Genomic DNA, 25,203 nt, shown 5'->3' on the forward strand with positions numbered 1-25,203 from the left:
CCGAAAACGAGAAATTCGGCGACCGCGTCCTCCTGTCGCCCCCCGGCACCGACGCCGACGCCGAAGAACGCAAAGCCGAAGCCGAAGACGACGACGAACTCGACTACTACGACTGGTGGTTCGTCACGAAAAAGCGGTAAACCGCTGATCCGCCCCGTCTCGGCAGACTCGGAACGCCGACCCGATTTTTCATTTACAGCAGCGCGTCGAAGCCGGCGAACGTCGCGTAGGCGACGCCGAACGCGAGCACGAGCGACCCGATCCACGCGAGCGCCGTTTTGGCCATCTTCTCGCGGCTGACGCCCGAACCGCCGGCGGCGTACCCGCTCCCGATGATCGCGCTGACGATGATCTCGTTGAACGAGACCGGAATGCCGAGCGCGACGGCCGTCTGCGCGATGGCGAACGACGGGATCATCGCGGCGATCGAACGGCGCGGGCCGAGCGAGGAGTAGTCCTGTGAGAGCGCTTTGATCATCCGCGGCGCGCCGGTCCACGAGCCAACGAGGAGACCGAGACCACCGCCCACCAGGAGCGCCGGGAGGGGGACCGCGACCGCGTCGAGAAGCGGCACGAGCGGGCCGATCGCGAGACCGACCTGGCTCCCGCCGGCAGAGAACGCGACGAGACCACCCAAGACGAGGAGAAAGCGGCGCTGGCCGCGGGCCTGATCGGCGTTCATCTCGCGGCGGACGAGCGCGGCCGCGACGGCGACGAACAGCCCCGACACGACCGCGACGCCGAGGTCTACGTCGACGACCGGGAGGACGATCGGCGGGGTCGCCGCCGCACCGACTTCGGCCAGCGAGCGGCCGCCGTCCCCGCCGAGCGCGGCGAATCGGATGTTCGCGATGAGGAGGCCGACGACCCCGCCAAGCACGGGGACGGCGGTGCGTTCGGGGATCGACTCGTTGCGGAGGAGTCGCGCCGTGCCGTAGGCGATCCCGCCGCCGACGAAAGGCGTGAGCACCCACAGCGAGACGATCTGCTGGTACTTCGCGATCGCGGGGCCACCGCCGTTCGCGAGCCCGACACCGACGACTGCTCCGGTGACGGTGAACGCAGTGGCGATCGGGTAGCCGGCGAACACACCGATGGCGACGAGCGCGGCCGCGACGAGCAGTGCGACCGTCGACGCCGTCGCCGTGAGGACGGAGCCGACGACGAGTTCGGTTCCGACGGCTTCGGTGACGTTCGCGCCCTGGAGAATCGCGCCCGAGAGCCCGAGGACGCCGACGATGAATCCGGCGCGCATCACGGAGATGGCATTCGCGCCGACGGCCGGAGCGAACGGCGTCGACCCCGACGAGCCCGCGCCGATGGACCACGACATAAACAGGCTGGCGAGGGCGGCGACGACGAGCGTGGCAAGGGTAGCGCCCGCGACCATCGCCGATTACTTCCCCCGGTAGCCCTCGTCGTATCCGTCGCGGAGCCCCGTCATCGTCCGCCTGATGAACAGGTACGCGAAGAAGACGAATCCGAGAAGAAACACGAGGAGAATCATCAACGCGGGATTCGACGCGACGAAGTCGACGACGACGTCGACCTGTGCGGGATCGCCACCCGGACCCACGGCTTGAGACCGGCCGACGGTTCCCGGCTGACGAGTGAGCATACGCGGGGGTTTCCGCGGCGTCAGTAAAGACGTTTCGCCGTCTCCCGGAGCGGGAGCGGCGAACACGAGAGAGAAGCGAGCGAGGGCTGCCATACGGAGAGGAAGACTCATCACAGACGCGACGAAACGTTCCTGAGAAATGGCCGACATCCTCCCTACCCGGCCAGATCTGCCCGACGACGACGAGAAGGAGCCACGCGTCGTCGGCCTCGACAGTGACGAGGTGGACGATCTCCTCGCTGCGATCTCCTCGGAGACGGCGCGGCGGGTCCTCGACGAGTTACACGACGAACCGGGGGCGCCCTCTGACGTCGCCGGCAGAGTCGATACCTCCATCCAGAACGCGCAGTACCACCTGGACCGACTCGAAAACGCGGGACTCATCGAATCGGCAGGTACGGCGTACTCCGAGAAAGGGCGGGAGATGACCGTCTACGCGCCCTCGGACCGCGCTCTGGTCGTCGTCGCCGGGAACGAGGACGACACGAGCGGCCTCCAATCGGCGCTGACGCAGTTGCTCGGGGGACTCGGCGTCGTCGCGCTTGGCAGCGTCGTCGTGGACCGCCTCGTCAGAAGCGGAGCCGGGCCGTCGCTCTCGGTCGGATCGAGCGGTGCCGGCGGCGGGAGCGAAGGCGGTTCGGGAGCTGCAACGAACCTCAGCACGACGGAAGAATCGGACGCGTCGGCCGCAGACGCGACGGCGACGCCCGCACCGGAGACGGCGACGCCGACCGAAACCCAGACCGCCGTCGAGACGACGAGCGGTGGCGACGGAGGCGGGTTCCAGATCGCGGAAGCGACAGAGACGCCGACGCCAGAAGCGACGGGGACGCCGGCTCCCGACGCGACCGGCACAGCGACCCCGGCCGCCACAGAAGCGCCGACGCCAACGCCGACGGAGACCCCCGGGAGCGTCTCCACGGAGACTGTCGCGGAGGCGACGCAGACGGTCACGGACGCGGCCCGGACAGCCGTCGAGACGACACAGACGGCCGCGGGCGGCGGGGGCGACCCGCTCGACGTCGTCGCGTCGGCGGTCGCGGGACTGCAACCTGGCGCGCTCTTCTTCCTCGGCGGCGTCGTCGCGCTGTCGTTCGTCGCGCTGGTCTGGCGGCAGTGAGCACGTGGGGGCTTCGATCGCCTGCGACCACCTCGCCGGTGGTGAAAATTACGTGCGGTGACCGTGGCCGGACGGCGAGCGCCGTCGTGTAAATGCTGAAACAGCAATTTGAGCCTACGCCGTCTATATTATTCTACGCGCCCGAGTGCTGCCTGCAGGGTCGTCGCCGTTTCGGCTCCCCATCGGTATTCGTCTCCCCCCGACGAGCCCCGAACGGACCGTCGCGTCGGTCGCCGCAGTCATCCCTCCCCTTGCCCCTCACCCGAGACTGCACCGGTCGCCCGACGCTGCTGAGCGGCGACGACCCGAAATCCTTCCCGTTTTTCGCCGACTCACGCTGTCGGAGATAATCGGTAACGCAATGCGGGCACCCCGGGAGTACCGAAAACCTTCAGACAGAGACGTCCGACAGCATCACGCCTCGCGTGACCGATCGCCGTCGACGGTAAACGACTCGAACACCTCGCCGTCGACAGTGACGAGTCGGCCGTCGAGGCCGCCATCGTCGCGCCGCTCGAACTCGGCGTGCGCTGCCCGGTAGCCGCGCGGTTGTGCGTGGCTGCCGGGGTTGACGAGGACGAGGTCGGGCGCCCGTTCGTAGGTCGGACGGTGACTGTGGCCGAAGAGAACGACGTCTGCGCCGCGCTGCCGACCGAACAGCGAGAGCGCCGTCGACCCACCGCGCTGGCGATGCGTCATCGCGAACGTGAAGCCGCCGAAGGTGAAGTTGCGGGCCTCCGGAAGGCGGTCGCGGATCCCGGCGTCGTCGTTGTTGCCGGTGACGCCGAGGAGTCGGGCCGACTCGCGCTCGAAGTCGTCCAGGACCGATTCGCGCATAAAGTCGCCCGCGTGAGCGACGACGTCGGCGTCGCGAACAGCCTGGAGCGTCCGCCCGGAGAGCCGGTGGGAGTTAGTACTGTGGGTGTCGGAGACGACGGTGAGCATAGGCCGCTGTAAGCGACCGGGGGACAAGAACCGTGCGGCGTCCGTTTCGTCGGGATTCTGCGCAAGTGCGAGCGCGAACGAGCGTTGCCGTCGGGTGAAAACCACTTTAGTCCCGTCACCAGAGAGGGATGGTATGGCCGGAAGTAGAGGCGTCGTCCTCGCAGCCCTCGTCGCGAACGGAGCCATCGCCGTCCTGAAATTCATCGGCTTTCTCCTCACCGGCAGTCCCTCGATGCTGTCGGAGACGTACCACTCGATCTCCGATACGGGCAATCAGGTGTTTCTCCTCATCGGGATTCGATACAGCAAGAAGGAGACGAGCCGCGATCACCCGTTCGGCTACGGCAAAGCGCAGTTCTTCTACTCGTTCCTCGTGGCCGTGTTGCTGTTCGGCATCGCCGGCTGGGAGTCGGTCAAACACGGCTACAACGCCATCGTTCACGGCGGACACGGCGCCGCGGGAACAGTGTCGATCGCGGGCGCGACCTTCCCCTCCTGGTACGTCAACGTGGTCGTCCTCCTCGGCGCGATTGGCTTCGAGAGCTACGCCTTCGTGAAGGCGAACACGGAGATGCAGCGACAGATCGACCAGTACAACTGGACCGGGATGCGCGAGGCCTTCCAGAAGACGAGCGACGTGACGACGCTGACGGCGCTCACCGAGGACACGATCGCGCTCCTCGGCGCGGGGCTGGCACTCGCCGGGATCCTCCTCTCGAAGGCGACCGGCAACGAGGTGTACGACGCCGTCGCCGCGCTGCTCATCGGACTCCTGCTGATGGGCTTCGCGCTCGCGCTCGCCTGGGAGAACAAGCGGCTCATCCTCGGCGAAAGTCTCTCCGTCGACGTCGAGGCCGACTTACAGGCCGTCATCGAGAAATCACCTCACGTCACCCACATCGATGCCTTCCGGACGGTGTTCGTCGGCCCCCAGAGCGCTCTCGTCACGGCGGACGTGAGCTTCGAACCGGGCACCGAGGCAACGGAGTTAGACGAACTGATCGCCGAGATCGAAACCCAACTCCGCGAGGCAGACGACCGAATCAAACACGTCTACGTCGAACCCGAAGTGTAGTCGCACAGCGACTCAGTTTCTGTGCGGTGACAATCAGTCCCGAAGGTCGTCGACCGCGTTTTCGATCCGGTCGACCGCCGCTTCGACGTCCTCGCGAGTCACGTCGAGGTGCGTGCAGAACCGGGTGAGGTAGTCGCCGTGTTCGCCGCCGAGGACGCCGTGTTCTGCGCAGACTGCTTCGAACGTCTCAGCGTCGACACCGAGTTCGTCGGTGTAGACCTGGACGATGTTCGTGTCGGGATCCGACACCCGAAGCCCGTCGATCTCGTCGAGTCCGGCCGCGAACCGGGCCGCGTTCTCGTGGTCCTCCGCGAGTCGGTCGACGTTCTCCAGCGCGAGCAGTCCGGGCGCAGCGATCAGCCCGGCCTGGCGCATCCCGCCGCCGAACAGTTTTCGGACGCGTCGCGCGTCCGCGATGAACTCCTCGTCGCCGGCGAGAATAGACCCGACCGGCGCGCCGAGGCCCTTCGAGAGGCAGAACAGCACTGAATCGACATCGCGAGTCATCCGCGCCGGGTCGACGTCGAGCGCCACGCAGGCGTTGAACAGACGCGCGCCGTCGAGATGTACTGGCACGCCACGGTCGTGGGCCGCGTCGGCAGCCGCCGAGATAGACTCTGGCGGAACGGCGACACCGCCGCGGGCGTTGTGTGTGTTTTCGAGCGCGATCAAGCCCGTTCCCGGGCGGTGAAGGCTCTCCTCGACGTACGCCGCGTCGATCTGTTCGGGCGTCAGGACGGCGTCGACGGCGTCGACCGGACGGGTCTGAAGGCCCGAGAGCTGTGCCAGCCCGCCGAGCTCCCAGTCGTAGATGTGCGCCATCCGATCGAGGACGACCTCCTCCCCGCGGTCGGCGTGCACGTGGGCAGCGATCTGATTGCCCATTGTCCCCGTGGGGACGTACATCGCGTCCGGGAGGCCGACACGGTCGGCCGCGGCGGCTTCGAGTTCGTTCACCGTGGGATCTTCGCCGTAGACGTCGTCGCCGACAGCGGCCGCTGCTGCCGCTTCACGCATCGTGTCGGAAGGGCGGGTTACCGTATCGCTTCGGAGATCGATCGACATACCTGAGCGTCGACGGCGAGCGAGAAATATCCGCGGATCGATACGGAAACCGAGAGGAGTAGCAGGCGAAAAACGACTGAACCGCCGCACACCCCGGCCGCGCAGTCCTATCCGAGCAGGAACTTCGCGATCCGGGTCTGTGCGAGGTCGAGGCGCTCGACGAAGACGTCGAGGCCCAGGATCCGGCCTGCGCCGAGCGTTGCGATGGTGACGAACAGCAGCAGTCCCATCAGGTCACCGTTGACCAGACCGTGCGCCCAGTCGGCGTTCCCCAGATAGAAGAACACCATCAGGAAGGCCCCGAAGAACGAGGCCAGTCTGACGAGCGCGCCGACGACGAGGCCGAGTCCGATGAGGAATTCCCCGGCAGGGATAGCGAAGTTCGTGAACTCGATCAGCCACGGTGTGCCGGCGACCCACGCGAAGAAGCCGTGGATCGGGCTGGCGGTCGTGCCGTGCAGGAGGTACCCCGCCGCGTCGAACGGTTCGCCGGCGACGAAGCTAAACTTCGTGAAGCCGGCGTGGAGGAACCAGTAGCCGGTGACGGCGCGGAGGATCGCGAGCCAGTAGCCGGCGACTGTGCCCTGGAGATCGAAGTCGAGGATGGTGCTGAAGGCTGTCTCGGGTGTCGTAGTTTGGGTTGTCGGATTCGCACTCATAATCGTCCACCTTACACGTGAACAGTCGCATATAGTACCAATATAACAGGTATCTGGTTCTCAAATGATCAGAAATCGTTCCAGAGAGTGACACACAGCGACGTAAACCATCACCGACGATCCGGCCCGGTGATGCGGGCCGCAAGTGAGTCTTTTTGTGTGCGTGAACAGATGTGCGCTGTATGGCAGACGATGGGCTGGTGATCGGGATTCATCCGTCGGTAGCGACGATCTTTCCGCCAGCGACGTTGCGAGACGAGTTAGACGACGTGTCCGCTCGTGTGGAGTTGTTGACCGACGACTCGGATCTCGACGGCCTCGACGGACTCGTGACGTTCACGTACGACGATGCGTTCCTGTCCGCCGACCTGGAGTGGGTCCACTGCGTCCTCGCCGGTGTCGATGCGTTCCCGCTCGACGCGCTGGAGCGGCACGGGATCAGGCTCACGAACAGTTCCGGGATTCACGGCGACGCAGTCGGCGATACGGTGCTCGGGTATATGCTCCAGTTCGCGCGGCGGCTGCACGTCTATCGCGACAACGAACCGAAGCGCAAGTGGCGGTATCCCGACTGGGACGAGACGTTCACGCTCGCGGGCGAAACTGTCTGTGTCGTCGGCCTCGGCACGCTGGGGCAGGGCGTCGCCGCGCGCGCCGACGGCGTCGGGATGGACGTCGTGGGCGTTCGGCGAACGCCGACGCCGGTCCCGTCAGTCAGACAGATCTACACGCCGGACGCGCTCTCCGATGCGATCGCCGACGCGCGGTTCGTCGTGCTGACCCCGCCGCTCACCGACCGCACGCGCGGTCTCGTTGGCTCCGAGGAACTCGACGCGATGCGAGAGGACGCCTATCTCGTCAACGTCGCGCGCGGGCCGGTCGTCGACCAGGCGAGTCTAATCGGAGCACTGGAAGCCGGCGGGATAGCTGGGGCCGCACTGGACGTCTTCGAAGAGGAGCCGCTACCGGACGACTCGCCGCTCTGGGAGATGGAGAACGTCATCGTCACGCCACACGCCGCCGGCGCGACCCGAGCGTACGGCGAGCGGGTCGCCGCGTTAGTCGAAGAAAACACCAAGCGGATCCGCACTGACGACGCTCTCGCGAATCAGATCGTCTGAGCGGCGTCTCACAGCAGAGAGCGACCGCTCTGCAGGCGTGGCGTTTCGGAGACGGCCCGGATGCGAGAATCGAACCCGCGTCTCAGTCACCACAAACTCTGCGTTACGTGGAAGTTGTTTGCGCTAGCACGGATGGGGCGCGTCTATCACCACGAGAGAGGTGTTAGACTACTAACACTCAGTACAAAAATATTGGAATTGTACGGGACACCCGTGCAATATTCTCTTGTTATGAAAACAGTTCGGCGATTCGGGTTATTATATCAGATAATGTTTTCATAACCGAATTCCCCCCATCAGATTCAGTATGCTGGTCAGTATTCGCTTCGCTACTATCTGCGCTCGCCCCATCAGAACCCGTTGATTGTGTGGCTGTAGTCGCGGATTTTGCAGGAAGTGTTGTTTGTGTCGGGGTGGACGTTTCAGTAGATGTTGGCACCGTAGTCGGCGTCTGGGTCACGGTCGTAGACTGAGACACTTCGGTCGGTGTTGGCGTGGCGGTGCGAGTAGGGGTTTGTGTGGCAGTGGAAGTCGGTGTGGGGGAGACAGTAGGGGTCGGTGTTGACGTGGCAGTGGGAGTCGGTGTTGGCGTCGGTGTTGGCGTCGGCGTCATAGTGGGGGTAGCTGTTGGCGTCGGCGTGGGCGTTGAAGTATCTTCTTCAGCATAGAATCCCAAACTCCAACGAAACGGGTCCGTCACTATCCAATCTCCATTCTTTTTGATTTCTATTTTTGAGCCCAGATTGTCGTAATCTCCACCTAGTGCCGCTTCGAAATCGCTGTTAAAACGTTTTTCACTGTTAGCAGATATCGTAGCGGAATCAAAGACTTGGCTATCATCAACAGATCCATCACTATCTTGATCGACTTTGAGCGTGACACGGACACTGTATGAGGAAGCTCCAGGATTTTCAAAAGTCTGGTAGTAGGTGACTGTTTTGTCATCTAAATATACTGTCTCTCCGGGACCGAATTCCGTCCCGTCCATAGTTTCCCCTTTTTGTGGCCCTGCCCAAGGAGTCTCTCGACTGAATTCTATAGACGTAGAGCCATCCACTGAGAAACTTTGATCGCCCATATAGCCACCTTCCGCAGAGTAGACATTGATGTAATAATCGCCAGAGGAGACATCCCAAGAAACGTCTCCATCGGTGTCAGTTGTTTTTGATCCCACTTTGTTTCCATCACTCTGATACAAATCGACTTTCGCTCCAGATGCGTCCGATCCATATCTACCAGTGACAGATATTATCAAGGAATCAGATGCCGCATAGACATCATTTGAGACTTCATTGACGATCTGAGTTTCTTGTGTAGAATTTCCCGCAGAGACACCCGAAAAGAGAACCAATAAAACGACAAATATACTAACTGTCTTGAAATTTTTACCTAACATCAATCCTGAATATCGTTCCAGTCTTGTTAAAGATGCTGAATCAAAGCTCACCTCGAATCGGCGTAGATATTCACGGCGACAAAGTTGTTTCCCGAGTCTGACGAGACACAACTCTCGGAGCTTCTGAAGGAAAACGTAGTGTAAGTTGTCGACAAGAAGCGAGTCACCGGTTCACTCCTCTTTCAGAGTGAGCAAAAACGCACAACGCGGGCGAGCTAATAAGTAACAAGGCCCGGGTGCGAGAATCGAACCCCACTCGCAACCTCGCTTCGCACGGTTGTTCGCCGCATCAATCCTCTGTACGGACGTTCACCTACTCGCGTTGTTCGCAGGCAGAAAGGTCCGGGTGCGAGAATTGAACCCGCGTCTCAGCCTCCACAAGGCTGAAGGATAGTCCACTACCCTAACCCGGACACGCATCTTCAGGTACCCCCGTCGAAGTCAAATACGTTACGACTCACCACCGGGGTGCGCCGGCCTCACACAGGCCGTCGATCCGACGACTCTTGGCCACCGGCAGTCGCAACTGTCCATCGAGGACCGGCACCGGGACGCTTTTGCCGCACAGCGGCGTACGATCGGTAACCGTGGCTATCACGGACAAGATCTATCTCAAGAACCACCGCCAGATCGTCTCGCAGATCGACGTCAACATCCCGAAGGGAGCGTTCAAGGGCGCGACGATGGACGTCCTCTACACCGGGGAGGGGCTCTCGAAACTCGACGACGCCACGCGCGATCGACTCCTGGATTTCGCCGAGGACTTCCTCAATCCCAAGAACCCCGACGACCTCTATACGGGCTACCCCGAGCGGCAGTTCGTCTCGTACCTGCTGGAGCTCCGGGCGCAGGGCCTCGGTCCCGACGCCATCGTCGACGTGATGAGCGACGAGTATATGCTGTATGCGTACCCTGGCGACATCCTCTCGTTCCTCGACAGTGCCGTCCGAACGCTGGAGGCGGCCGAGACGCTCGCGGAAGTCGAAGGCAACGAGGAGATGGAACAGAAGATGCGGCGCGCCCGGAAGGCGCTCTCGGGGTAACGCCATCGCTGGCTCGGCACCTCAACCTCACCCCAACGGCGTCGACGCCTCAGCCCAGTCGGAACGACGGTTCGTCGGCCTCGCTCTCGTCGAGGTCTTCGAGTTGGATGACGTCGTCTTCGCCGTCTTCGAGTTGCTCCCGGAGGTAGTTGACGTATCGCTTGTGTTCTTCGAGCTGCTCCCGGAGGTGTTCGGCCTCCAGTTCGAGGCGCTCGTGTTCGCGGACGAAGCTCTTAGGGACCGTCACCTTCGGCGGGAAGCTCTCGTCTTCGTCATCGCCGTTGCGCAACTGTTCGAGTTCGTGCTCGGGGACGACCTGGACCTGGCCGTCGTGGGCAACGAGCGTGTCGACGTAGTCGCGGAAGACCGCCGAGAGCGAGATGTCGCGCTCCTCGGCGATCTCACGGAGCGTCTCGAACGCGTCCTCGTTGACGCGGAACGAGATGGTCTTGTTTTTGTTGCCCATTGTCTCGTCTCGTCGTTCGTCGGCGGATCCACTTAATGCTTCGTCAGACAGTGTAACTGAAACAACAGGATTTGATTCGAAGCCGGTCCGGCGACGGGACGAGAGCGCCGACTCTCGGTGCGGGTCCGAAGGTGAAATCGGGGAAATGCGGATTCGTCGGCGGCTCGCCGCCTACGGTTCGGTCTGTAGGTCGGCGTGCGCGTCGCGTTCGCTTTCTCCGGCCGCGTCGACGACGCGGCCGCCGTCGAGCCCGAGTTCGTCGCCGTCGGACTCGTCGAGGCTCTCCAAGGCGGAGATGGTGGACTCCTTGTAGCGGTCGGTGGGGAGGTCGTACTCCTCGCGGGCCATCCGCGCGTACTCGTTGCCTTCCTGGTCGAACGCCTCGATGCGTTCGAGCGTCCGCTCTGCGGTCTCGACGACCCAGCGATCCCGGGTCGCGGCGTCGACGACCTGGATCGACTCGGGGCGGACCGAGACGTTCACCGAGCCGTCGTCGGTCTCGTACGTCCGCGGCTTGCCGACGACTGCGACGTAGGCGGGCGGTTCGAGTTCGCGGAGCATACTCGCCGCCTCGGGCTGATACTGACCCGCGTACACGAAGAACGTCCCCGTGGGGTCGACGATCCGGCCGCGCCAGTACTCGTTGTCCTCGCCGACGTCGTCCTTCTCGGTCAGCGTGCCGACGAAGAATACGCGGTTGGCCTTCTCACCCGTCGGGAGCAGCAGGTAGACCGGCGCGCGATCGTCGTCGGATTCTTTGAACGTGAAGGCGGCGTCGTTGAACTCGTCTGCGAACACACGCCGGGCGACTTCTCGGGATGGGATCTCGTTGGAACTCATTTAGATCGACCTCGCTTTGATCAGCACCGCTTCCGGATCCGCCGGTTCGGTGAGCCGTTCGACGTCGTCGGCCAGCACGTAGCGGCCGAGTTCGGGGCCCGAGACGCGGTAGTACGTCCCGAGTAGGTCCTCGCGCATCTCCTCGACGACGACCGTCGTATCGAGGGCGTCCATCGCCATCTGCTGGGCCTCGTCGAGGGTGACGCCGGTGAGTTCCTCGGTGACGTCGCGGCCGAAGATCACCTCGTAGACCTCCTCACCGTCGTCGAGCACGCCTTTGATCCGCAGGTCGAACTCGCCTTCGACGTCGCCGTGTTCCGAACAGCGCCCGTTCTGGAGGACGCGTGTACAGCCGTCCTCGGGGCAGCGCTTGATGAGTCCGCTGCCGGACTGGATGTCGACGAGCGCGCCGTCGACGGAGACCGCGTCGTCGCCGACTTCGATGTCCTCGTCGAGTTCCTCGATCGACGTCGTCTTGTTGAGTTTCACCGAGAAGTTACCCTGGTACTCGTCGGTGACGACGTTCCCGAGGCGGTAGACCGCACCTTCCTCCAGTTCGGGGAGATCCGATGTCTCGAAGGCGACGAACTTCGTGCGCCCGGACTCGTCGCCGAGCAGGCCGACCTGGGCGATCGACTCGCTGCGAGGTTCCCACAGTTCGACGACCTTCGCGGTCACGTCGATCCACTGTTCGTCCTCGTCGATGTCGGCGAGGCGGACCTCGTCGTTACCGCCGCGACCGATCTCGTCGCGTTCGAGGCCGGCCTCTTCGAGGTAGCTGTTGACCACCGAGCGGCGCGCTTCGTCGACAGGCACGCGGTACTCGTCGACGAGGTTGCGCAGTCGCTCTTCGACGTCGTCTTCGTCCACGTCGAGGTGGTCCGAGAACTGTTCCGCTATCTCCGCTGCGTGTGTTCGCAGGTCTGACATAGTTTCACTCGCCTCCGCCTTGTTTTCCGTTGGGAGGCACGGGGCGATTGGTTCCCGATCAGTAATAAAGTATCGTAACCGGGGTGAAAGTGAAGCCGGCGTGACGGACGAACGTGAGACCGACGCGACGGACTTGTGTCCGCGATCGGGTCGTCGCGACCACCAACGGACCTATACGACTCGCCCTCGCACTCTCTCCCGATGAGCGACCGTCTCGAACGCCTCCTGCGAGCGAAGTTCCGCGAGGCCGGCCGCCAGTACGCCCGCGCCCGCGATGCCTACCGCGAAGGTCGCGACGCGGAGACGGGCGACGAGGATCGAACGGCCATCCCGACCGCCATCCCTCGGGACGACGACGGCCGCCTCCGCATCGTCTGCCGCCGTGAAGCCGACCGCCGCACCGTCGCGGTCGACGCCGAGGGGCGCCCGGCGTGCTTCGAGGCGGGGCATCCGGACTGTGAGGGCTGCGTCGAAGACCTCCACGACGGGATCGTGGAGACGTGGTGATGACCGACAACGTTTCAGCCACCGAGAAGACCGAGGCTTCGATTCCCGTCGTCGCCGTCGTGCTCGCCGGCGGGACGGGGTCGCGGCTCTACCCCGCCAGTCGGTCGGATCGCCCGAAACAGTTCCTCCCGCTCGTGGGCGAAGAATCGCTCCTCGAAGGGACCGTCTCACGGGCGCGCGACGTCGCAGACGAGGTCGTCGTCGTCACCCGCGAGGAGTACACAGCGGGCGTGCGAGACCGCGCCCCCGACGCCGACGTGCTCGTCGAACCCGCCGGACGCGACACCGGGCCGGCGCTCCTGTACGCGACGCACGACGCCGCAGAACGCTACGGCGACTGCGTCGTCCTCGCGCTCCCGAGCGACCACCTCGTCGGCGAGGGGTTCGCGCCCGCAGTCCGGCGCGGCGTCGCCGTCGCGGCGACCGAGGACCGGCTGGTCACGTTCGGCGTCGAGCCGACCCGGCCCGAGACGGGCTACGGCTACATCGAACCGGCGGCGCCCACGACGGCAGAAGGTGCCGAACCGACCACTGGCTCCGACCCCGCCTGGAAACCTGTCCGGTCGTTCCACGAGAAGCCGGACGCAGAAACCGCCGAGTCGTACCTCGCGGCCGGCCACTACTGGAACGCCGGGCTGTTCGCCTGGCGGCCGGCGGTCTTTCTGGACGCGGCCGCGACCTCACCGCTGGCTGATCTTCTCGACGCACTTCGATCCGCGGGCGATCTCTCCGGCGACCACTCCGATGTGATATCCGGCGATCACTCCGATGTGGAATCCGAGGACCATTCCGACGTGATCACCGGCGACCACCCGGACGTAACCGCCGCGTTCGAGGCGACCGAGTCGGTCAGCGTCGACCACGCGATCTTCGAGGGCGCGGACGACGTGGCGGTCGTCCCGGTCGCGTTCCCCTGGGACGACGTCGGCTCCTGGGACGCGCTCGAACGCGTCCTCGGCGCCGACGGGACCGGAAACGTCGCTGGCGAGGACGTCACGCTGCGGACGCTGGATGCCGCGGACAACGTCGTCGCCGCAGACGGCGCGCACGTGTCGCTCGTGGGCGTCTCGGACCTCGCCGTGGTCGCGTGGGACGACCGCGTCCTCGTCGTGCCGAAAGAGCGCGCGCAGGACGTCAAACGGCTCGTTCGATCGCTCGAAGAGCGCGGCGAGTTCTGATACTGTCGGACAGCAGTCCGTGAACTCTGTTGGCACCCATAGGGTGTCGATACGCTTCACACAGTTCTGTCCGACAGTATGAATCGGCTCGAAAAGAGGGCTACTCGGCCGAGCGCCGCACCTCTACGCGGCCCCCCGTCGTCACTCCGACGAGGAGCGCTTCACGAACCTCGCGACCCTGAATGGCGTCGCCGGCGGCGTCCGAGACCGCTTTCATCAGCTCCGGTGCCGTCCGGTTCGCCTTCACGCCGGCCTCGTCGCAGGCGTCGTACACCTGTTTCGGGACGTCGTAGAGGTCGGTGCCCGCCTCGACGGAGACCTGCACCGGAGCGGTCAGCGCCTCGGCGAAGGCGACGGTCTCGCGCGCTTTCTCGACGTTTCGGCGCGCGCTCGATTCGACGCTCGACACGTTCGCACGGGACGTCCCGAGCATCGACGCGATCTTCGACTGGCGGATTCCCTGCTCTCGGAGCACCAGCACTTCGGCCTGACGGCGCGTCAACACGCTTTCGTCGGCGTCGAAGCCCGCCTCCGCGAGCGCGGCGTCGACATCGAACGCCGAGAGGTCCTCTCCCTCCTCGGTGTGCAACCCGTCGACCCCGTCCGATTTCGCGCTGTCGCCGTCTCTCTCGGCGTCGTCCATACTGTCGCGTTGGCGGCCCCGCGCAAAAAAGATGCAGAAGAGTGACTGTCCGTGCCGTCTCGCCCCGCCGGCGGCGGTCGATTATCCGCCCCAGAAGTTGTCGCGGCTGCCGAGCGCGGTCGGCCTGTCCGGGCCGCCCGTCCGGTCCTCGGAGCCGTCGTCTGTGGCGTCGGACGCGGCCGTCTCGTCTGCGGCTTCTTCGACGTCTTCGTCGAGCGGCAGCCGTTCGACTACCTTCTTCGCGGTCGCGTGGTTGGATTTCACGCGGTCGATGCGGACGACGGCGCGCGCCTCCGGCAGGAGGCCGTCGACGAGCACGATGAAACCGTCGTCGGTCCGGCCGACGCCCGCTCCGCTCTCGTGGATGTCGTCGACGTCGACGACGACTTCCTCGCCGGGCTTGACGGGCTGGGCCTTCAGGTCGCGGATCGGCTGGTCGTAGTTGTTACACCACTCGGCGCCACCGCGGTCGCCGTAGTATTGACACCCCATCCCGTCGATTCGCTCCGAATACCGGGGACAGTCGTCGGCCAGCGGACAGTCTGACATAGCGGATGTTACTCCACGGCGTGTCTAAACGCTTGCGGGTCTCGAAACGACAGTGCACGCCTGCGACACGATAGCGACGCCCACCGCAACGCTTTCAGCCGTCTCGCCCCGACTGCCGGTATGAGCCGACGCGTCCCCGAGTTCGCCGTCATCACGGGCGTCTTCCTCGGGATCTCCGTACTCGTCTCCGGATTGCTCCTCGGCTGGAGCCTCTATGCGACGGTCGTCGTCGGGGCGCTCGTCTCGTACCCGTTCGTCGGATTCGGCATCGTTCGCGACGACGACCCCGCAGCGACGATCCGACCGCGGTGGCTCCTCGCCGCCGGGAGCGTCGTCGCCGCGGCCGGCGCGTTCGGCGTTCTCCTCGACGACCCGTCGCCGCGCGGCGTCCTCTTCGCGATCCTCGTTGCCGCCGCGCTCGGTGCGCCCGCCGCTGGCTACGCGACCAGATACGGGGCCGACGTCAATCCGCTCTCGCCCCGCACGACAGTCCTTGTCGGGGCGATGGCTGGGGTGGTCCTCGTCGTCGCCGGCGTACTCGTCGGCACTCCGTACGTCGGCGTCGGTGCCGGAGTCGCAATCGGACTCGGAGCGGCGCTGTACGGGACTGCACGCGGCGTCACCTTCGACCGGCGGACGAAGCGGCTTGCTGCGGCCGGAGGCGGCGTGCTCGGCGTCGGAATCGTTGCTGTCGGCGTCGTCCGCGGCGGACCGCTGGGCGAGTGGCTCCTGGTCGGGACGGCGACGGCGCTGGTTCCGAGCCTCTACGCTGCGCTGACCGTGGACCGAGTCGGAGCGGCGGGGCGTCGAAGTTAACGCGACAGAGTAGGGCCTCGCTCAGGTGTACTGTCGGAGTTTCTCCGCGAAGTCAGTTGCCGCGTCGACGTTTCTGATGAGAATCTCGAGGCCGGCACCGGTCCCACTGGACACCCGGATGTTTCCGACACCGACGATCGCCTCGATCGGCGATTTGCTCTCCCGGACCGCCCGAATCTTGTCCATCGGGACTTCCTTCCGAACGAGGCTGAGCAGGCGGAACTCGCTTATCACCCGCTGGTTCGTGATCGAGTACGTCGTCAGCGAGTTCGTCCAGTAGGTCAAGATGCCCGTCGAGAAGAAATACAGCCCTACGGCGAACCCGGCCGTCGGATAGACGTACGGAACCGACGTGAGAAAGAGTAGGTAGCCAGCAAGCAAGAGGAACGGTAATCCGAGAAGAATCTTCGTAACCGCAGCCTTCTGTGTGGGGTGTCGGCTCGCGATGATCTCTTCACCCTCGCGGAGCGTCGGGGCGGGAGGGGCCGCAATCAGGTGGATATACCAGCCGACGAGGAGAACGAACCCTCCGAACACCAGCAACGGAACACCCAACACCTCGGGAAACGGCGTCTCTCCGAAGTAGACGTAGGCACCGCTCCCGAAGAAGGGGACACTCAACAGCGTACTCCAGACACCGGGTAATCCTCGTGCCATCTGTGATTATGATTGCCGTCCGAGCAGTTGTGCGACGATTCCGACGATCGACACGCCGATCCCCGCCCACGTCAGCGTTACCGGGTCGTTGAGGAAGGCGAGCGAGGAGTCCGAATCGTTCGTCAGGAAGCCGCGATACGCCTCCGAGTCGGCCGCATCCTCTGCAGGGGTCGATGACTCTCGCCTACTATCTACTGTGGCCGACCCGTCGCTCTCGGTGGATGCCTCGCGCGATGCCGCGTCCGCACTTTCGACGTGGCCGGTAGACGTCGCCGTCCCGTCGGCGGACGCGTCCATCACGACGCCGCCGTACGCCTCCGGGTCCCGTATCGGAATCGTGAACTCGCTGTCTTCGGTCACTCGGAGGTGGTCGACTCGTGACCCGCCTCCCCCGCTTCCGGGCTCTTGGAGTTCGACGCCGACCTCGCCCGACAGTTCGATTCCGGGATCCGTTTCGTCGGTTATGTAGACGTACCCATCGGAGTTCGTCGTGAAACGCCCTGGGCCAGTCCCGCTCCCGGTCGAGGCGCGGAATACGACATCGAGGTGTCGGATCGGATTACCGTTTAAATCCTCGAACCGGATCTGAGTGAGATAGCCCTCCGGAAGTTCGTATGCACCGAGGTCGGTGGCTGTCTCGTCGGTGTGGATCGTATCGTCGAGCCCGTATAGGAGCGGGACGTCGTCGAAGCTGGTGCGATAGCTCCCCGACCGGTCCTGCTGGTAAAAGGTAAGATAATACGTGACGTCTGCTTCGACCGCCGCCTCGAAACGGCCGTCTTCGACGGTCGCTTTCGTGAAGTCGTTGACGTCCGGCGAGAAGAACTCGACTGTGCTCCCGTCGATCGGCCCTGCGACCGCCGACTCGAGGGTCCCACTGACGGTTGTCGAGGCCGCGCTCGCCCGCTGGCTCGCTGCGTACGTGCCCGCGAGACCAGCACCGAGGGTGGATAGAAACGTGCGCCGACAAACCATATCGCACACGTTTCAGTGATGTTATAATAGGGTTCCGGATTCGGCAGCGGTCCGCGGGTTTCACTGACGGGGCGAGACGTATTGTCTGCAAGTTCGGTCGCTGACGGCAGCGCGAAGCGCTACGCCAGCGGCGTCCGCTCGACGACTGTCCCGTCGGCGGTCGGATACTGCTCGACGATCTCACCTTCGGGGACGTCGCCCTCCTCGATCATCTCCTCTAAGAGCCACCACGCGACCTCGACGTGGTTCGATTTGACCGTGTAGAACTCCTCGGGAACGCCGAGCGCGTCGAGTTCGTCGGCCGTGATCCACGTCTTCCCGTAGACGAGCGTCCCGTCGTCGGTCACCTCGTCGAAGGGGCGGCGAATGGTGCGCGCCATCCGCTTGAGGCGGTTGCGGTGTTGTGCGGCGTCTTTGAACACGGAGGTACAGAAGTACACGCGCTCGTGGTCGCCCATCGTGTCGAGAATCTCCTCTTTGGAGCCGTCGACCGCGGACATATGGCCATCCTGCAGCTCGAAGCCCTGTTCTTGCATCCGGCGGTAGTTCCCGTCGCTCATCTCGAACTCGTTGACGTTGCAGAACTCCGCGGCGCCTTCGTCGAGGAACTCGAGGAACTCCTCTTCGGCGCGGATGCCGGGGATCTCGAAAGCGGGCGTGAGACCCTCCTCGCGAGCGATATAGAGGATCTCCTCCCACTCGGTCCCGTGGAGATCGCCCCACTGTTCGTACGGCGGGTGGAATCGTATCTCGTCGAGGCCGGCCTCCGAGAGCCGGCGCATATTCTCGCGGCCGCCGGTGATGCCGGTGTAGAGGTGCGTGTGGTGGTCCTCGCCGAACTCGTCTTTCAGAAGCGAGAGGTAGTGACAGGTGCGATCGAGCGCTTCCTGCGGTTCGCCGCCGGTGATCGAGGTGCCGAGCGCCTGCATCCGCTGGGCCTCCTCGATGACGTCGTCGTCGGATTCGACGAGTCGCTCGTTCGCGTAGACGTCGGTGACGTTCTTGCGGTTCTCGCCGAGCGGGCAGTAAAAGCAGTCGCGCTGGTCGCAGTAACCGTAGACGAAGAGAACCATCTTACCGCCCTTCGCGCACTGCTCACAGCCCTTCGAGATCATTCGTTTCTCGATAGCGGTCCGAGACTCAAAAGTCGTGCTACTTCGGCCGCGCAGGGACACGCCGGCGCCCGCGACGCTGGTCCGTCGCTCGTGACTGCTCCCGAAAACAGATATACTCCGATGGCGTACGTCCGCCAGATGCTGTTGGTCCTCTGTGTCGACCTCGACGACGACCTCGGCCGCAAGACGGGACTGGACACCCCCATCGTCGGCCGGAATCGCGTCGAATCGGCGGCGGTCGAACTCGCAACCGCCGACCCGGAGGACTCAGACGTCAACGTTCTGTTCCAGGGGATCCACGAGTACGACGCGCTGTACGCCGATCCCGACGTCGACGAGGAAGTGACCGTCGCCGCCGTCACCGGGACACAGGGCGGTGACGTGAAGGCGAACCGCGCGATCGGCGAAGAGATCGACCGCGTCCTCGCCGGCCTCTCGACCGGTGAGAACGTCAGTGCCATCGTCATCACCGACGGCGCACAGGACGAGTCGGTGCTGCCGATCGTCCGCTCGCGGGTTCCCATCGACAGCGTCCGGCGCGTCGTCGTCAGACAGGCGCAGGACTTGGAGTCGATCTACTACACGATGAAGCAGGTCCTCGCGGATCCGGAGACCCGCGGGACGATCCTCGTCCCGCTCGGCATCCTGCTTCTCATCTACCCCTTCGTGACGATCGCGAGCCTCTTCGACGTGCCCGGCGCGGTCGTGCTGGGCATCATCTCGGCGCTGTTGGGCCTGTACACGCTCTTTCGGGGCCTGGGGCTCGAAAACGCCGTCGACGACACCGCAGACCGCGTCCGCGACGTGCTCTACGAGGGCCGGGTTACGCTCATCACCTACGTCGCCGCCGCCGCCCTGCTCGTCGTGGGTGGGTTCAGGGGCTACGCGCTCTTCGAGACCGTCCGCGCGAGCGTCCCCGACCCGACGCCGCCGATCGTCCTCGCGGCGCTCGTCCACGGCGCTGTCCAGTGGTTCGCCGCCGCAGGCGTCACCTCCAGTCTCGGACAGGTGACCGACGAGTACCTCGCCGACCAGTTCAAGTGGCGCTACCTCAACGCGCCGTTTTACGTCGTCGCGATCGCGGTCGTCCTCTACGTCGTCTCCGGCTTTTTCCTGCCCCGGGACATCGCCGGCGTCCAGTCGTTCTCGATGACGCAGTTGGCGATCGGGCTCACGGCCGGGACGCTCCTCGGCGTGTTCAGCACGCTCGTGTTCGCGATCGCGGAATCACGGTTCCCGACCGCCGCAGAGGCAGCCAAGGGGTGACTGAGAATGTCGGAGGTCGCGACAGATATCGGAGTCAGCGCTCGCGGACGACGACGAACTCTGCGAGGTCCTGGAGGTAGCCGAGCGGTTCGCTGTCGTCGACGTTCGACGCCGCGAGGGCCTCGAGCGCCTGCTCGGATTGGTCGTGTGCACGCTGGTTGGCTTCCTCGGCAGACAGGTCGGTGACCTGCACCAGCGAGGGACGGTCCATCTCCTCGTCCTGGCCGGTCGGCTTGCCGAGGTCGGCGGCGTCGGCCGTCGCATCGAGAACGTCGTCGCGGATCTGAAACGCCACGCCGACGCGCTCTGCGTACTCGCCGAACGCCTCGACGGTGAACGGGTCGGCGCCGGCCGCGACGGCACCGAGTTCGGCCGCCGCGCGGAACAGCGCGCCGGTCTTCCGGCGAGCGAGATCCATATACTCGCGCTCGTTGCTCGGACGGGCGACCAGTTCCGTCGCTTCACCTTCGCCGAGTTCGACCATCGACTCCGCGACGATCTGCGTCGCGTGGTCGTTCCGCGAGAGGAGGGCGAACGCCTCGCCCAGGAGGCCGTCGGAGGCGATGATCGCGGGGCCGTAGCCGTACTCGGCCCACGCGCTCGCCGTGCCGCGCCGCACGTCGGAGCGGTCGATGATGTCGTCGATGACGAGCGAGGCGTTGTGGACCAGTTCGATGGCGACGGCGAAGTCGACCGCGTCTGCGGGGTCGCCGCCGCACGCTTCACACGCGAGAACCGTGACAGCCGGCCGGACGCGCTTGCCGCCGGCCAGCGCGACGTGTGCCACCTCGTCGGACAGTTCCTGAGGGTCGACCGCCTCGATGACCGCCTCGAGGCGCTCTTCGACCATCGAAACCCGACGCTCCAGGTACTCCATTACCCGTCGCTGAGGATGGCGCAGCAAAAGAGGTTCCGGAAGCGCGTCCGCTTCAGTGGGGGCGAGTGGGGGTTCGCTCGCGTTTTGGGACGCGTATCGTCACGTTCCGTCGCCGGGGACGCCAGTACTACCGGGCGATCCACCGTCGCCGCCCTCTTCGTCTCCTGTATCGTCGGGAAGCGAGATGAGGTTCTCGCGGCCCAGTCGGAGTTTGTCGACCCGGTCCTCATCAGCCATCGCCGACAGCAACTGCGAGACCTTGGCGTCGGACCAGCCCGTCTCGTCGACGATCGTCGCCTGCTTCATCCGCCCACCGTTCTGTTCCAGCAGGTGTTCGACCCGCTCTTCGTCGGAGAGCAGCGACAGATCGACCTCGGATTCGACACTGCTCTCGGCGTCGTCTGCGCTCACGGCGGCGCCCGACGCCGCTCCGCCGACCGCTGCCGCGGCTTCGGGTTCCGACGCGGACTCGCCATTTTCGGGCCGCCCGTTCGGCGAGGGACCGCTGTCACCGCCGTTCGGTCCAGCGACGGCCCCAGAAGCGACCGAGGACCGGTCGTCAGAAGCGGTAGGATCCTCCCAGGGAAGCGTGCGGCCGCTCTCCTCACGACCCCGGAGCACCCACGCGCCCGCGAGAAGAATTACGAGTGCGGCGAAGCCACCGCCCGCGAGAAGACCGATCGGAAGCGCCCCGGCCGGCCCGATGGCGGTGTAGGTGACGCGGAGTTCGCTCGTCTCGCCCTCGAAGTCGGACGGTTCCGCGAGGACGATAGCGCTCTCGCGCTGCTGGACGGGGATACTCGTGCCCGTCACCGTGTACCCGTCCGGCGGCCGGATGAGGATCTCCTGGTCGGCGTCGAAGATCGAGAGCCACGTCTTTTGATCGTCGCTTTCGGCGGTCGGGAGCGCGAACACGTCGTCGAGGACGAGCGTCTCGTTGTCGCCGCGGCGGAGGAAGTTCGTCCACCGGAAAGTGAGCGCGAGCGTGCCGCGATCGTCCGCCGCGTCGATCGAACTGTGATACGTGACGTTCTCGATCGCCATCGGCCGACCGGTCGACTCGCTCGCTCGGTCCGCAAGCGACCGAAAGAGCACGATGTCAGGTCCGGCGTTCGCTTCGCCTGCTTCGTACTGCCTCGCGAGCGTCTCGAAGGCGCGCGTCTCGTTTTCGGAATCGAGCGCGTAGTGCGTCTCGACGCGCCAAGACGCGCTCCGGTCCGAACGGAGTGAGATGTCGACCGTCGTCCGCGGTTGCGTGGCGTCCGATCCCTCGTCCACTTGCGGAACCGGAGCCGAGTCACCCAGCGCGGCCGTCTGTGACGCGTCCAGAGCGAGCGCTGATGCTGGGGCGACCGCGGCGACGACGACGAGGAGGGCCAACCACAGCGCGGACGTCCGCATTTGACGAAACTGCACGTGGAACGCTCAAAACGCTTTCCATCAACCGCCTCTCACGCCCCGATCGCACTGTCTCGGCGCCGAAGCGTACCTCTCGGTCCGCCTCAGACCCGTTCGTGACCTTCCCCGTCGTGGCCCGATGACCGCAGCGGCGTGCACTGCGACGAAAGGCGTCGTTTTTAGTAACGTCACGGCATATATCGCGATATGCGTGCCGTTTCCCTCTCGCTCGCCCTCCTCTTGGTCCTCTCGGCGGTCGTCGGCGCAGTGCCGGCGCTGTCCGACGCGGACGGAGCGTCTGCCCCGTCGGTCGACGGGTCGACGCCGTCTGCTTCGTCGGTGTCGGCCCCAGTGCCGTCGGCCGCACAACCGACCGAGCGGTTGGGTCCCGGAAGCGGCACACCGGCACAAGTGGTCGATTCGAACGCCAGCGAGGCGCAGATCAACGTCCTCGGAATCCCGTCCGCGGAGTCGACCCGAAGCACGCTCGAAACCGAGTACGTCGAACTCGGGAGTGGCCTCGCGTTCTCGTCGGCCACGACCGACGCCCACCTGGCAACGGCGACGGCGGTCGAACGGATCGAATCCGCGGAGACGACCGAGGCACGCCAGCGCTACCTGCTGCAGGAGGTCAGCGCGATCGAGCAGCGGGTCGTCGCGCTGCGCGCGCGCCAGCAACAGGCCGTCGCCGCGTACGGCCGCGACGAGCTCCCGCCGCGGCGGTTCCTCTACGAACTCGCGCTGATCGACGCCGAAGCGCGTGAACTCGAACAACGGCGGGACCGACTCGAATCCCTCGCCCGGTCGACGCCCGGGTTCAGCATCTCCTCGGCGCGGTTCGGGAACATCGGGCTCGAGTTGAACACGCTGAGCGGTCCCGTCCGTGGCTACGCGGGCTCCGTTCTGCGCGGTGAGGCCGCTTCCGCGCGGTTCTACGTGCAGACCGGAGCCGACAGCGTCACGCTCAGCGTCATCCGCGACGGCACGTACGTCCGCGAGACGTACCGCGGGGCGCTCCGGCAGGGCGACAGCAGTGGCCCGTTCTCGCTCGCGGAGGCGGTCAACGCGACCGAGCAAGCGTACCCGACGATCGCAGCGCTCCGTCTCCGCGACGACACGCTCGGGAACCCCGACAGCGACAGCACGCGCGTCACCATCGAGCACCAGCGCGGCCGCCTCGTCGCCTTCGTCGACAGCGAAAGTCAGCGCGTGTTCGAGGAGTACCAGTACCGGCCGCTCGATCAGGTCCGGACGGGCTCCTCGACGTCAGCCGTCAAGGATGCGCTGAACTTGACGGCGCACCGGACCTACCCCGGCGGCCCCGTGCGGCTACAACTCAACAGTACGACGACCGGCGATCCCGTCGACGCCCAGATCACGGTCGGGCCGGCCGGTGGGCGGAGTTCGGTTGTCGGACGGACTGGCGAAGACGGATCGCTGTGGACGCTCGCGCCGAGCGGGACGTACCAGGTGACAGCCATCGACGGGAGTTCGGTCGTCCTGCTCTCGGTGGAACCGACGGCGACGCCCAGCGTCTACGGACCGGTCAACAACAGCACCGGGACTGACGGAACCGCGACGACATCCGGTTTCTGAGCGACCAGCGGCGGGAAGCCGAGCCGACTGAACCCCAACGTCACCTCGTCCGGCGGCGGTGAGGCCGGTTCCGAACGTTCATCACCGATGGGGCGGCCACACCACCCGTGAGGACCCGTGCTTCGGCTCCGGTGATCGGCGTGGTCGTCCTGCTTCTCGTCGGTATCGTCTTAGGCGGCGTCGTCGCGGCCGGTGCCGAAGCCGTCGCGACGGCGACGGAGGGCGTGGCGACCGGCAGCGATGCGCGCGATACTGCCCGTCCGGGCCCAGTCGCAGTGTCGCTCTATGTAGACGGCGACACGGTCGCACTGACCCACGAGGCCGGCGCACCGCTTCGGCTCGCGAGGGTTCGTCTCGTCGTTGAAATAAACGGTGAGCCGCTGGCACACCAGCCGCCTGTCCCGTTCTTCGCCGCGGCTGGGTTCGGAGGCGGGCCGACTGGCCCGTTCAACGTCGCGAGCGACGGGGTCTGGTCGGTCGACGAGACAGGGTCATTTCGGATCGCCGGAACGAACGATCCGCAGTTGGAGCCCGGACGAACCATATCGGTCACGATCTACGTTGGTGAGAATCGGGTGAGTCGCGTCCGTGGGACCATCGATTGAGCGTCAGAATGGCCCGTTCCAGTCGCTCGGTCCGCGTATCTCGATTGTAGTCTGACTTTATTCTTCTGGCGCGCGCGCGATGGTCGTGATCGCCCGTGGGCTCCCCGGATACGCCTGCTGGATGTGGTGTTCGATGTCGACGAAGCCGGCCTCCTCGAACATCCGCTGGGCTTCCGCCTCGTCGTAGAACAGCATAATCGCGTCCGCGAGGTGCTGGAAGAGCGAGTTGTTCGGGTAGTCCGGTCCGACGACCAAGACCCGGTGGCCGGGTTTGACGACCCGCCGGAACTCCTCGAGTGCGGCCACGGGATTCGGCCAGTACTCGATCGACCCCGACGACCAGATCACGTCGAAGGAGTTGTCTGCGAACGGGAGCCGCTCGGCGTCGCCGCGGTAGAACCGCACGCGGTCGCGCGTGCCGAACTTCTCGAACGCCTTCTCCATCTGGTGGCGGCTCTGATCGAGCCCGTGGACGTCGTCGGTGTAGCGAAGCAGCCCCTCGGTGGCGAATCCGGTGCCGCACCCGACGTCGAGGACGCGGTCGTCGGGCTGGATGGCGAGCCACTCCAGCGCCTCGTCGCGCATCTCCTCGTTCCAGATGAAGGGGTTGATCCGGTCGTACACCTTCGAGAGGTACTTGTAGAACAGGCGCGCGTTGGCCTTGTCTTCGAGGACTCCCATTGGACGGCGGTTAGAACGGGAGAATCATAACGGTGCGGATCCGAGTCGCGGGGCGTCACGGA

27 protein-coding genes and 1 tRNA gene are annotated in these 25,203 nt (G+C 65.1%); 10 read left to right on the forward strand and 18 right to left on the reverse strand.

All coding sequences use genetic code 11. The features are described 5' to 3' along the window. Positions 1 to 193 precede the first annotated feature (193 nt). Positions 194 to 1,390, reverse strand: coding sequence for an inorganic phosphate transporter (locus D3D02_RS02560; RefSeq protein WP_121568435.1), 1,197 nt, complete (start codon positions 1,388 to 1,390; stop codon positions 194 to 196). A gap of 6 nt (positions 1,391 to 1,396) precedes the next feature. Next, a complete protein-coding gene (locus tag D3D02_RS02565) occupies positions 1,397 to 1,618 on the reverse strand; it encodes a hypothetical protein (RefSeq protein WP_199722993.1) in 222 nt (73 codons plus the stop codon). Between the two features lie 139 nt (positions 1,619 to 1,757). On the opposite strand from D3D02_RS02565, the gene D3D02_RS02570 reads away from it, so the two are divergent. After that, the gene (locus tag D3D02_RS02570; protein WP_121568436.1) at positions 1,758 to 2,738 is read left to right on the forward strand and encodes a winged helix-turn-helix domain-containing protein; all 981 of its coding nucleotides are present in this window, start codon (positions 1,758 to 1,760) and stop codon (positions 2,736 to 2,738) included. Positions 2,739 to 3,152: 414 nt separating this feature from the next. Here D3D02_RS02570 and D3D02_RS02575 read toward each other — a convergent pair whose 3' ends face one another. Further along, a complete protein-coding gene (locus tag D3D02_RS02575; RefSeq protein WP_121568437.1) occupies positions 3,153 to 3,683 on the reverse strand; it encodes a metallophosphoesterase in 531 nt (176 codons plus the stop codon). A 133-nt stretch (positions 3,684 to 3,816) separates the two neighbouring features. On the opposite strand from D3D02_RS02575, the gene D3D02_RS02580 reads away from it, so the two are divergent. Then, positions 3,817 to 4,758 (forward strand): cation diffusion facilitator family transporter, encoded by a 942-nt coding sequence (locus D3D02_RS02580; RefSeq protein WP_121568438.1) that lies wholly within the window; start codon positions 3,817 to 3,819, stop codon positions 4,756 to 4,758. A 33-nt stretch (positions 4,759 to 4,791) separates the two neighbouring features. Here the strand turns inward: D3D02_RS02580 and D3D02_RS02585 are convergent, their stop codons facing one another. Next, positions 4,792 to 5,823 carry a low specificity L-threonine aldolase gene (locus D3D02_RS02585; protein WP_121568439.1) on the reverse strand — a complete coding sequence of 344 codons (1,032 nt, stop codon included), beginning with the start codon at positions 5,821 to 5,823 and terminating at the stop codon, positions 4,792 to 4,794. 107 nt (positions 5,824 to 5,930) lie between these two features. Beyond that, positions 5,931 to 6,482 carry a DoxX family membrane protein gene (locus D3D02_RS02590; protein WP_121568440.1) on the reverse strand — a complete coding sequence of 184 codons (552 nt, stop codon included), beginning with the start codon at positions 6,480 to 6,482 and terminating at the stop codon, positions 5,931 to 5,933. 182 nt (positions 6,483 to 6,664) lie between these two features. Here D3D02_RS02590 and ddh point away from each other — a divergent pair, with 182 nt between their 5' ends. Next, entirely contained in the window at positions 6,665 to 7,603 is a 939-nt protein-coding gene (gene ddh / locus D3D02_RS02595) for a D-2-hydroxyacid dehydrogenase (RefSeq protein ID WP_121568441.1), read from the forward strand. A gap of 229 nt (positions 7,604 to 7,832) precedes the next feature. Here ddh and D3D02_RS20810 read toward each other — a convergent pair whose 3' ends face one another. Both D3D02_RS20810 and D3D02_RS02605 read right to left on the reverse strand, forming a co-directional pair. Further along, entirely contained in the window at positions 7,833 to 9,050 is a 1,218-nt protein-coding gene (locus tag D3D02_RS20810) for a hypothetical protein (protein ID WP_199722994.1), read from the reverse strand. Positions 9,051 to 9,339: 289 nt separating this feature from the next. Next, positions 9,340 to 9,412: transfer RNA gene (locus D3D02_RS02605), tRNA-His, on the reverse strand. Positions 9,413 to 9,586: 174 nt separating this feature from the next. Between D3D02_RS02605 and D3D02_RS02610 the strand changes: the two genes are divergently transcribed. After that, positions 9,587 to 10,042, forward strand: a complete 456-nt coding sequence (locus tag D3D02_RS02610) for a DUF5814 domain-containing protein (protein ID WP_121568442.1) — start codon at positions 9,587 to 9,589, stop codon at positions 10,040 to 10,042. Positions 10,043 to 10,091: 49 nt separating this feature from the next. On the opposite strand, the gene D3D02_RS02615 is transcribed toward D3D02_RS02610, so the two are convergent. From D3D02_RS02615 to D3D02_RS02625, 3 genes are all read right to left on the reverse strand, one after another. Further along, a complete protein-coding gene (locus D3D02_RS02615; protein WP_121568443.1) occupies positions 10,092 to 10,508 on the reverse strand; it encodes a ribbon-helix-helix protein, CopG family in 417 nt (138 codons plus the stop codon). Between the two features lie 171 nt (positions 10,509 to 10,679). Beyond that, positions 10,680 to 11,348, reverse strand: a complete 669-nt coding sequence (locus D3D02_RS02620) for an RPA family protein (RefSeq protein ID WP_121568444.1) — start codon at positions 11,346 to 11,348, stop codon at positions 10,680 to 10,682. After that, positions 11,349 to 12,278, reverse strand: coding sequence for a replication factor A (locus D3D02_RS02625; RefSeq protein ID WP_121568445.1), 930 nt, complete (start codon positions 12,276 to 12,278; stop codon positions 11,349 to 11,351). A 201-nt stretch (positions 12,279 to 12,479) separates the two neighbouring features. On the opposite strand from D3D02_RS02625, the gene D3D02_RS02630 reads away from it, so the two are divergent. Then, on the forward strand, positions 12,480 to 12,785 hold the full coding sequence (locus D3D02_RS02630) for a hypothetical protein (protein ID WP_121568446.1): 306 nt from the start codon (positions 12,480 to 12,482) through the stop codon (positions 12,783 to 12,785). Then, positions 12,785 to 13,963 carry a mannose-1-phosphate guanylyltransferase gene (locus tag D3D02_RS02635; RefSeq protein WP_121568447.1) on the forward strand — a complete coding sequence of 393 codons (1,179 nt, stop codon included), beginning with the start codon at positions 12,785 to 12,787 and terminating at the stop codon, positions 13,961 to 13,963. The genes D3D02_RS02630 and D3D02_RS02635 overlap by 1 nt, the downstream gene beginning before the upstream one ends. Before the next feature lie 100 nt (positions 13,964 to 14,063). Here the strand turns inward: D3D02_RS02635 and D3D02_RS02640 are convergent, their stop codons facing one another. Next, positions 14,064 to 14,606 carry a Tfx family DNA-binding protein gene (locus tag D3D02_RS02640; RefSeq protein WP_121568448.1) on the reverse strand — a complete coding sequence of 181 codons (543 nt, stop codon included), beginning with the start codon at positions 14,604 to 14,606 and terminating at the stop codon, positions 14,064 to 14,066. 81 nt (positions 14,607 to 14,687) lie between these two features. After that, positions 14,688 to 15,155, reverse strand: a complete 468-nt coding sequence (locus D3D02_RS02645) for a TRAM domain-containing protein (RefSeq protein WP_121568449.1) — start codon at positions 15,153 to 15,155, stop codon at positions 14,688 to 14,690. A 120-nt stretch (positions 15,156 to 15,275) separates the two neighbouring features. Between D3D02_RS02645 and D3D02_RS02650 the strand changes: the two genes are divergently transcribed. Next, on the forward strand, positions 15,276 to 15,971 hold the full coding sequence (locus D3D02_RS02650; RefSeq protein WP_121568450.1) for a hypothetical protein: 696 nt from the start codon (positions 15,276 to 15,278) through the stop codon (positions 15,969 to 15,971). A 21-nt stretch (positions 15,972 to 15,992) separates the two neighbouring features. Here D3D02_RS02650 and D3D02_RS02655 read toward each other — a convergent pair whose 3' ends face one another. The 3 genes from D3D02_RS02655 to D3D02_RS02665 form a co-directional block, all read right to left on the reverse strand. After that, positions 15,993 to 16,592 (reverse strand): PH domain-containing protein, encoded by a 600-nt coding sequence (locus tag D3D02_RS02655; protein ID WP_233560565.1) that lies wholly within the window; start codon positions 16,590 to 16,592, stop codon positions 15,993 to 15,995. A gap of 42 nt (positions 16,593 to 16,634) precedes the next feature. Beyond that, positions 16,635 to 17,603 carry a hypothetical protein gene (locus D3D02_RS02660; RefSeq protein WP_121568452.1) on the reverse strand — a complete coding sequence of 323 codons (969 nt, stop codon included), beginning with the start codon at positions 17,601 to 17,603 and terminating at the stop codon, positions 16,635 to 16,637. Between the two features lie 119 nt (positions 17,604 to 17,722). After that, complete coding sequence (locus D3D02_RS02665) at positions 17,723 to 18,718, reverse strand: radical SAM protein (protein WP_121568453.1); 996 nt, start codon at positions 18,716 to 18,718, stop codon at positions 17,723 to 17,725. A gap of 138 nt (positions 18,719 to 18,856) precedes the next feature. On the opposite strand from D3D02_RS02665, the gene D3D02_RS02670 reads away from it, so the two are divergent. Then, entirely contained in the window at positions 18,857 to 19,984 is a 1,128-nt protein-coding gene (locus tag D3D02_RS02670) for a DUF373 family protein (protein WP_121568801.1), read from the forward strand. A gap of 34 nt (positions 19,985 to 20,018) precedes the next feature. On the opposite strand, the gene D3D02_RS02675 is transcribed toward D3D02_RS02670, so the two are convergent. Continuing rightward, positions 20,019 to 20,861, reverse strand: coding sequence for a polyprenyl synthetase family protein (locus D3D02_RS02675; protein ID WP_121568454.1), 843 nt, complete (start codon positions 20,859 to 20,861; stop codon positions 20,019 to 20,021). A gap of 99 nt (positions 20,862 to 20,960) precedes the next feature. Further along, entirely contained in the window at positions 20,961 to 22,262 is a 1,302-nt protein-coding gene (locus D3D02_RS02680) for a hypothetical protein (RefSeq protein WP_121568455.1), read from the reverse strand. Between the two features lie 204 nt (positions 22,263 to 22,466). Here D3D02_RS02680 and D3D02_RS02685 point away from each other — a divergent pair, with 204 nt between their 5' ends. Then, on the forward strand, positions 22,467 to 23,855 hold the full coding sequence (locus tag D3D02_RS02685) for a hypothetical protein (protein WP_121568456.1): 1,389 nt from the start codon (positions 22,467 to 22,469) through the stop codon (positions 23,853 to 23,855). A gap of 107 nt (positions 23,856 to 23,962) precedes the next feature. Then, positions 23,963 to 24,460, forward strand: a complete 498-nt coding sequence (locus D3D02_RS02690; RefSeq protein WP_121568457.1) for a type IV pilin — start codon at positions 23,963 to 23,965, stop codon at positions 24,458 to 24,460. A gap of 57 nt (positions 24,461 to 24,517) precedes the next feature. Here the strand turns inward: D3D02_RS02690 and D3D02_RS02695 are convergent, their stop codons facing one another. Then, complete coding sequence (locus D3D02_RS02695; protein WP_121568458.1) at positions 24,518 to 25,141, reverse strand: methyltransferase domain-containing protein; 624 nt, start codon at positions 25,139 to 25,141, stop codon at positions 24,518 to 24,520. Positions 25,142 to 25,203: the final 62 nt, after the last annotated feature.

The sequence above is a fragment of the Halobellus sp. Atlit-38R genome (assembly GCF_003665925.1).
GTDB lineage: Archaea > Halobacteriota > Halobacteria > Halobacteriales > Haloferacaceae > Haloquadratum > Haloquadratum inordinatus.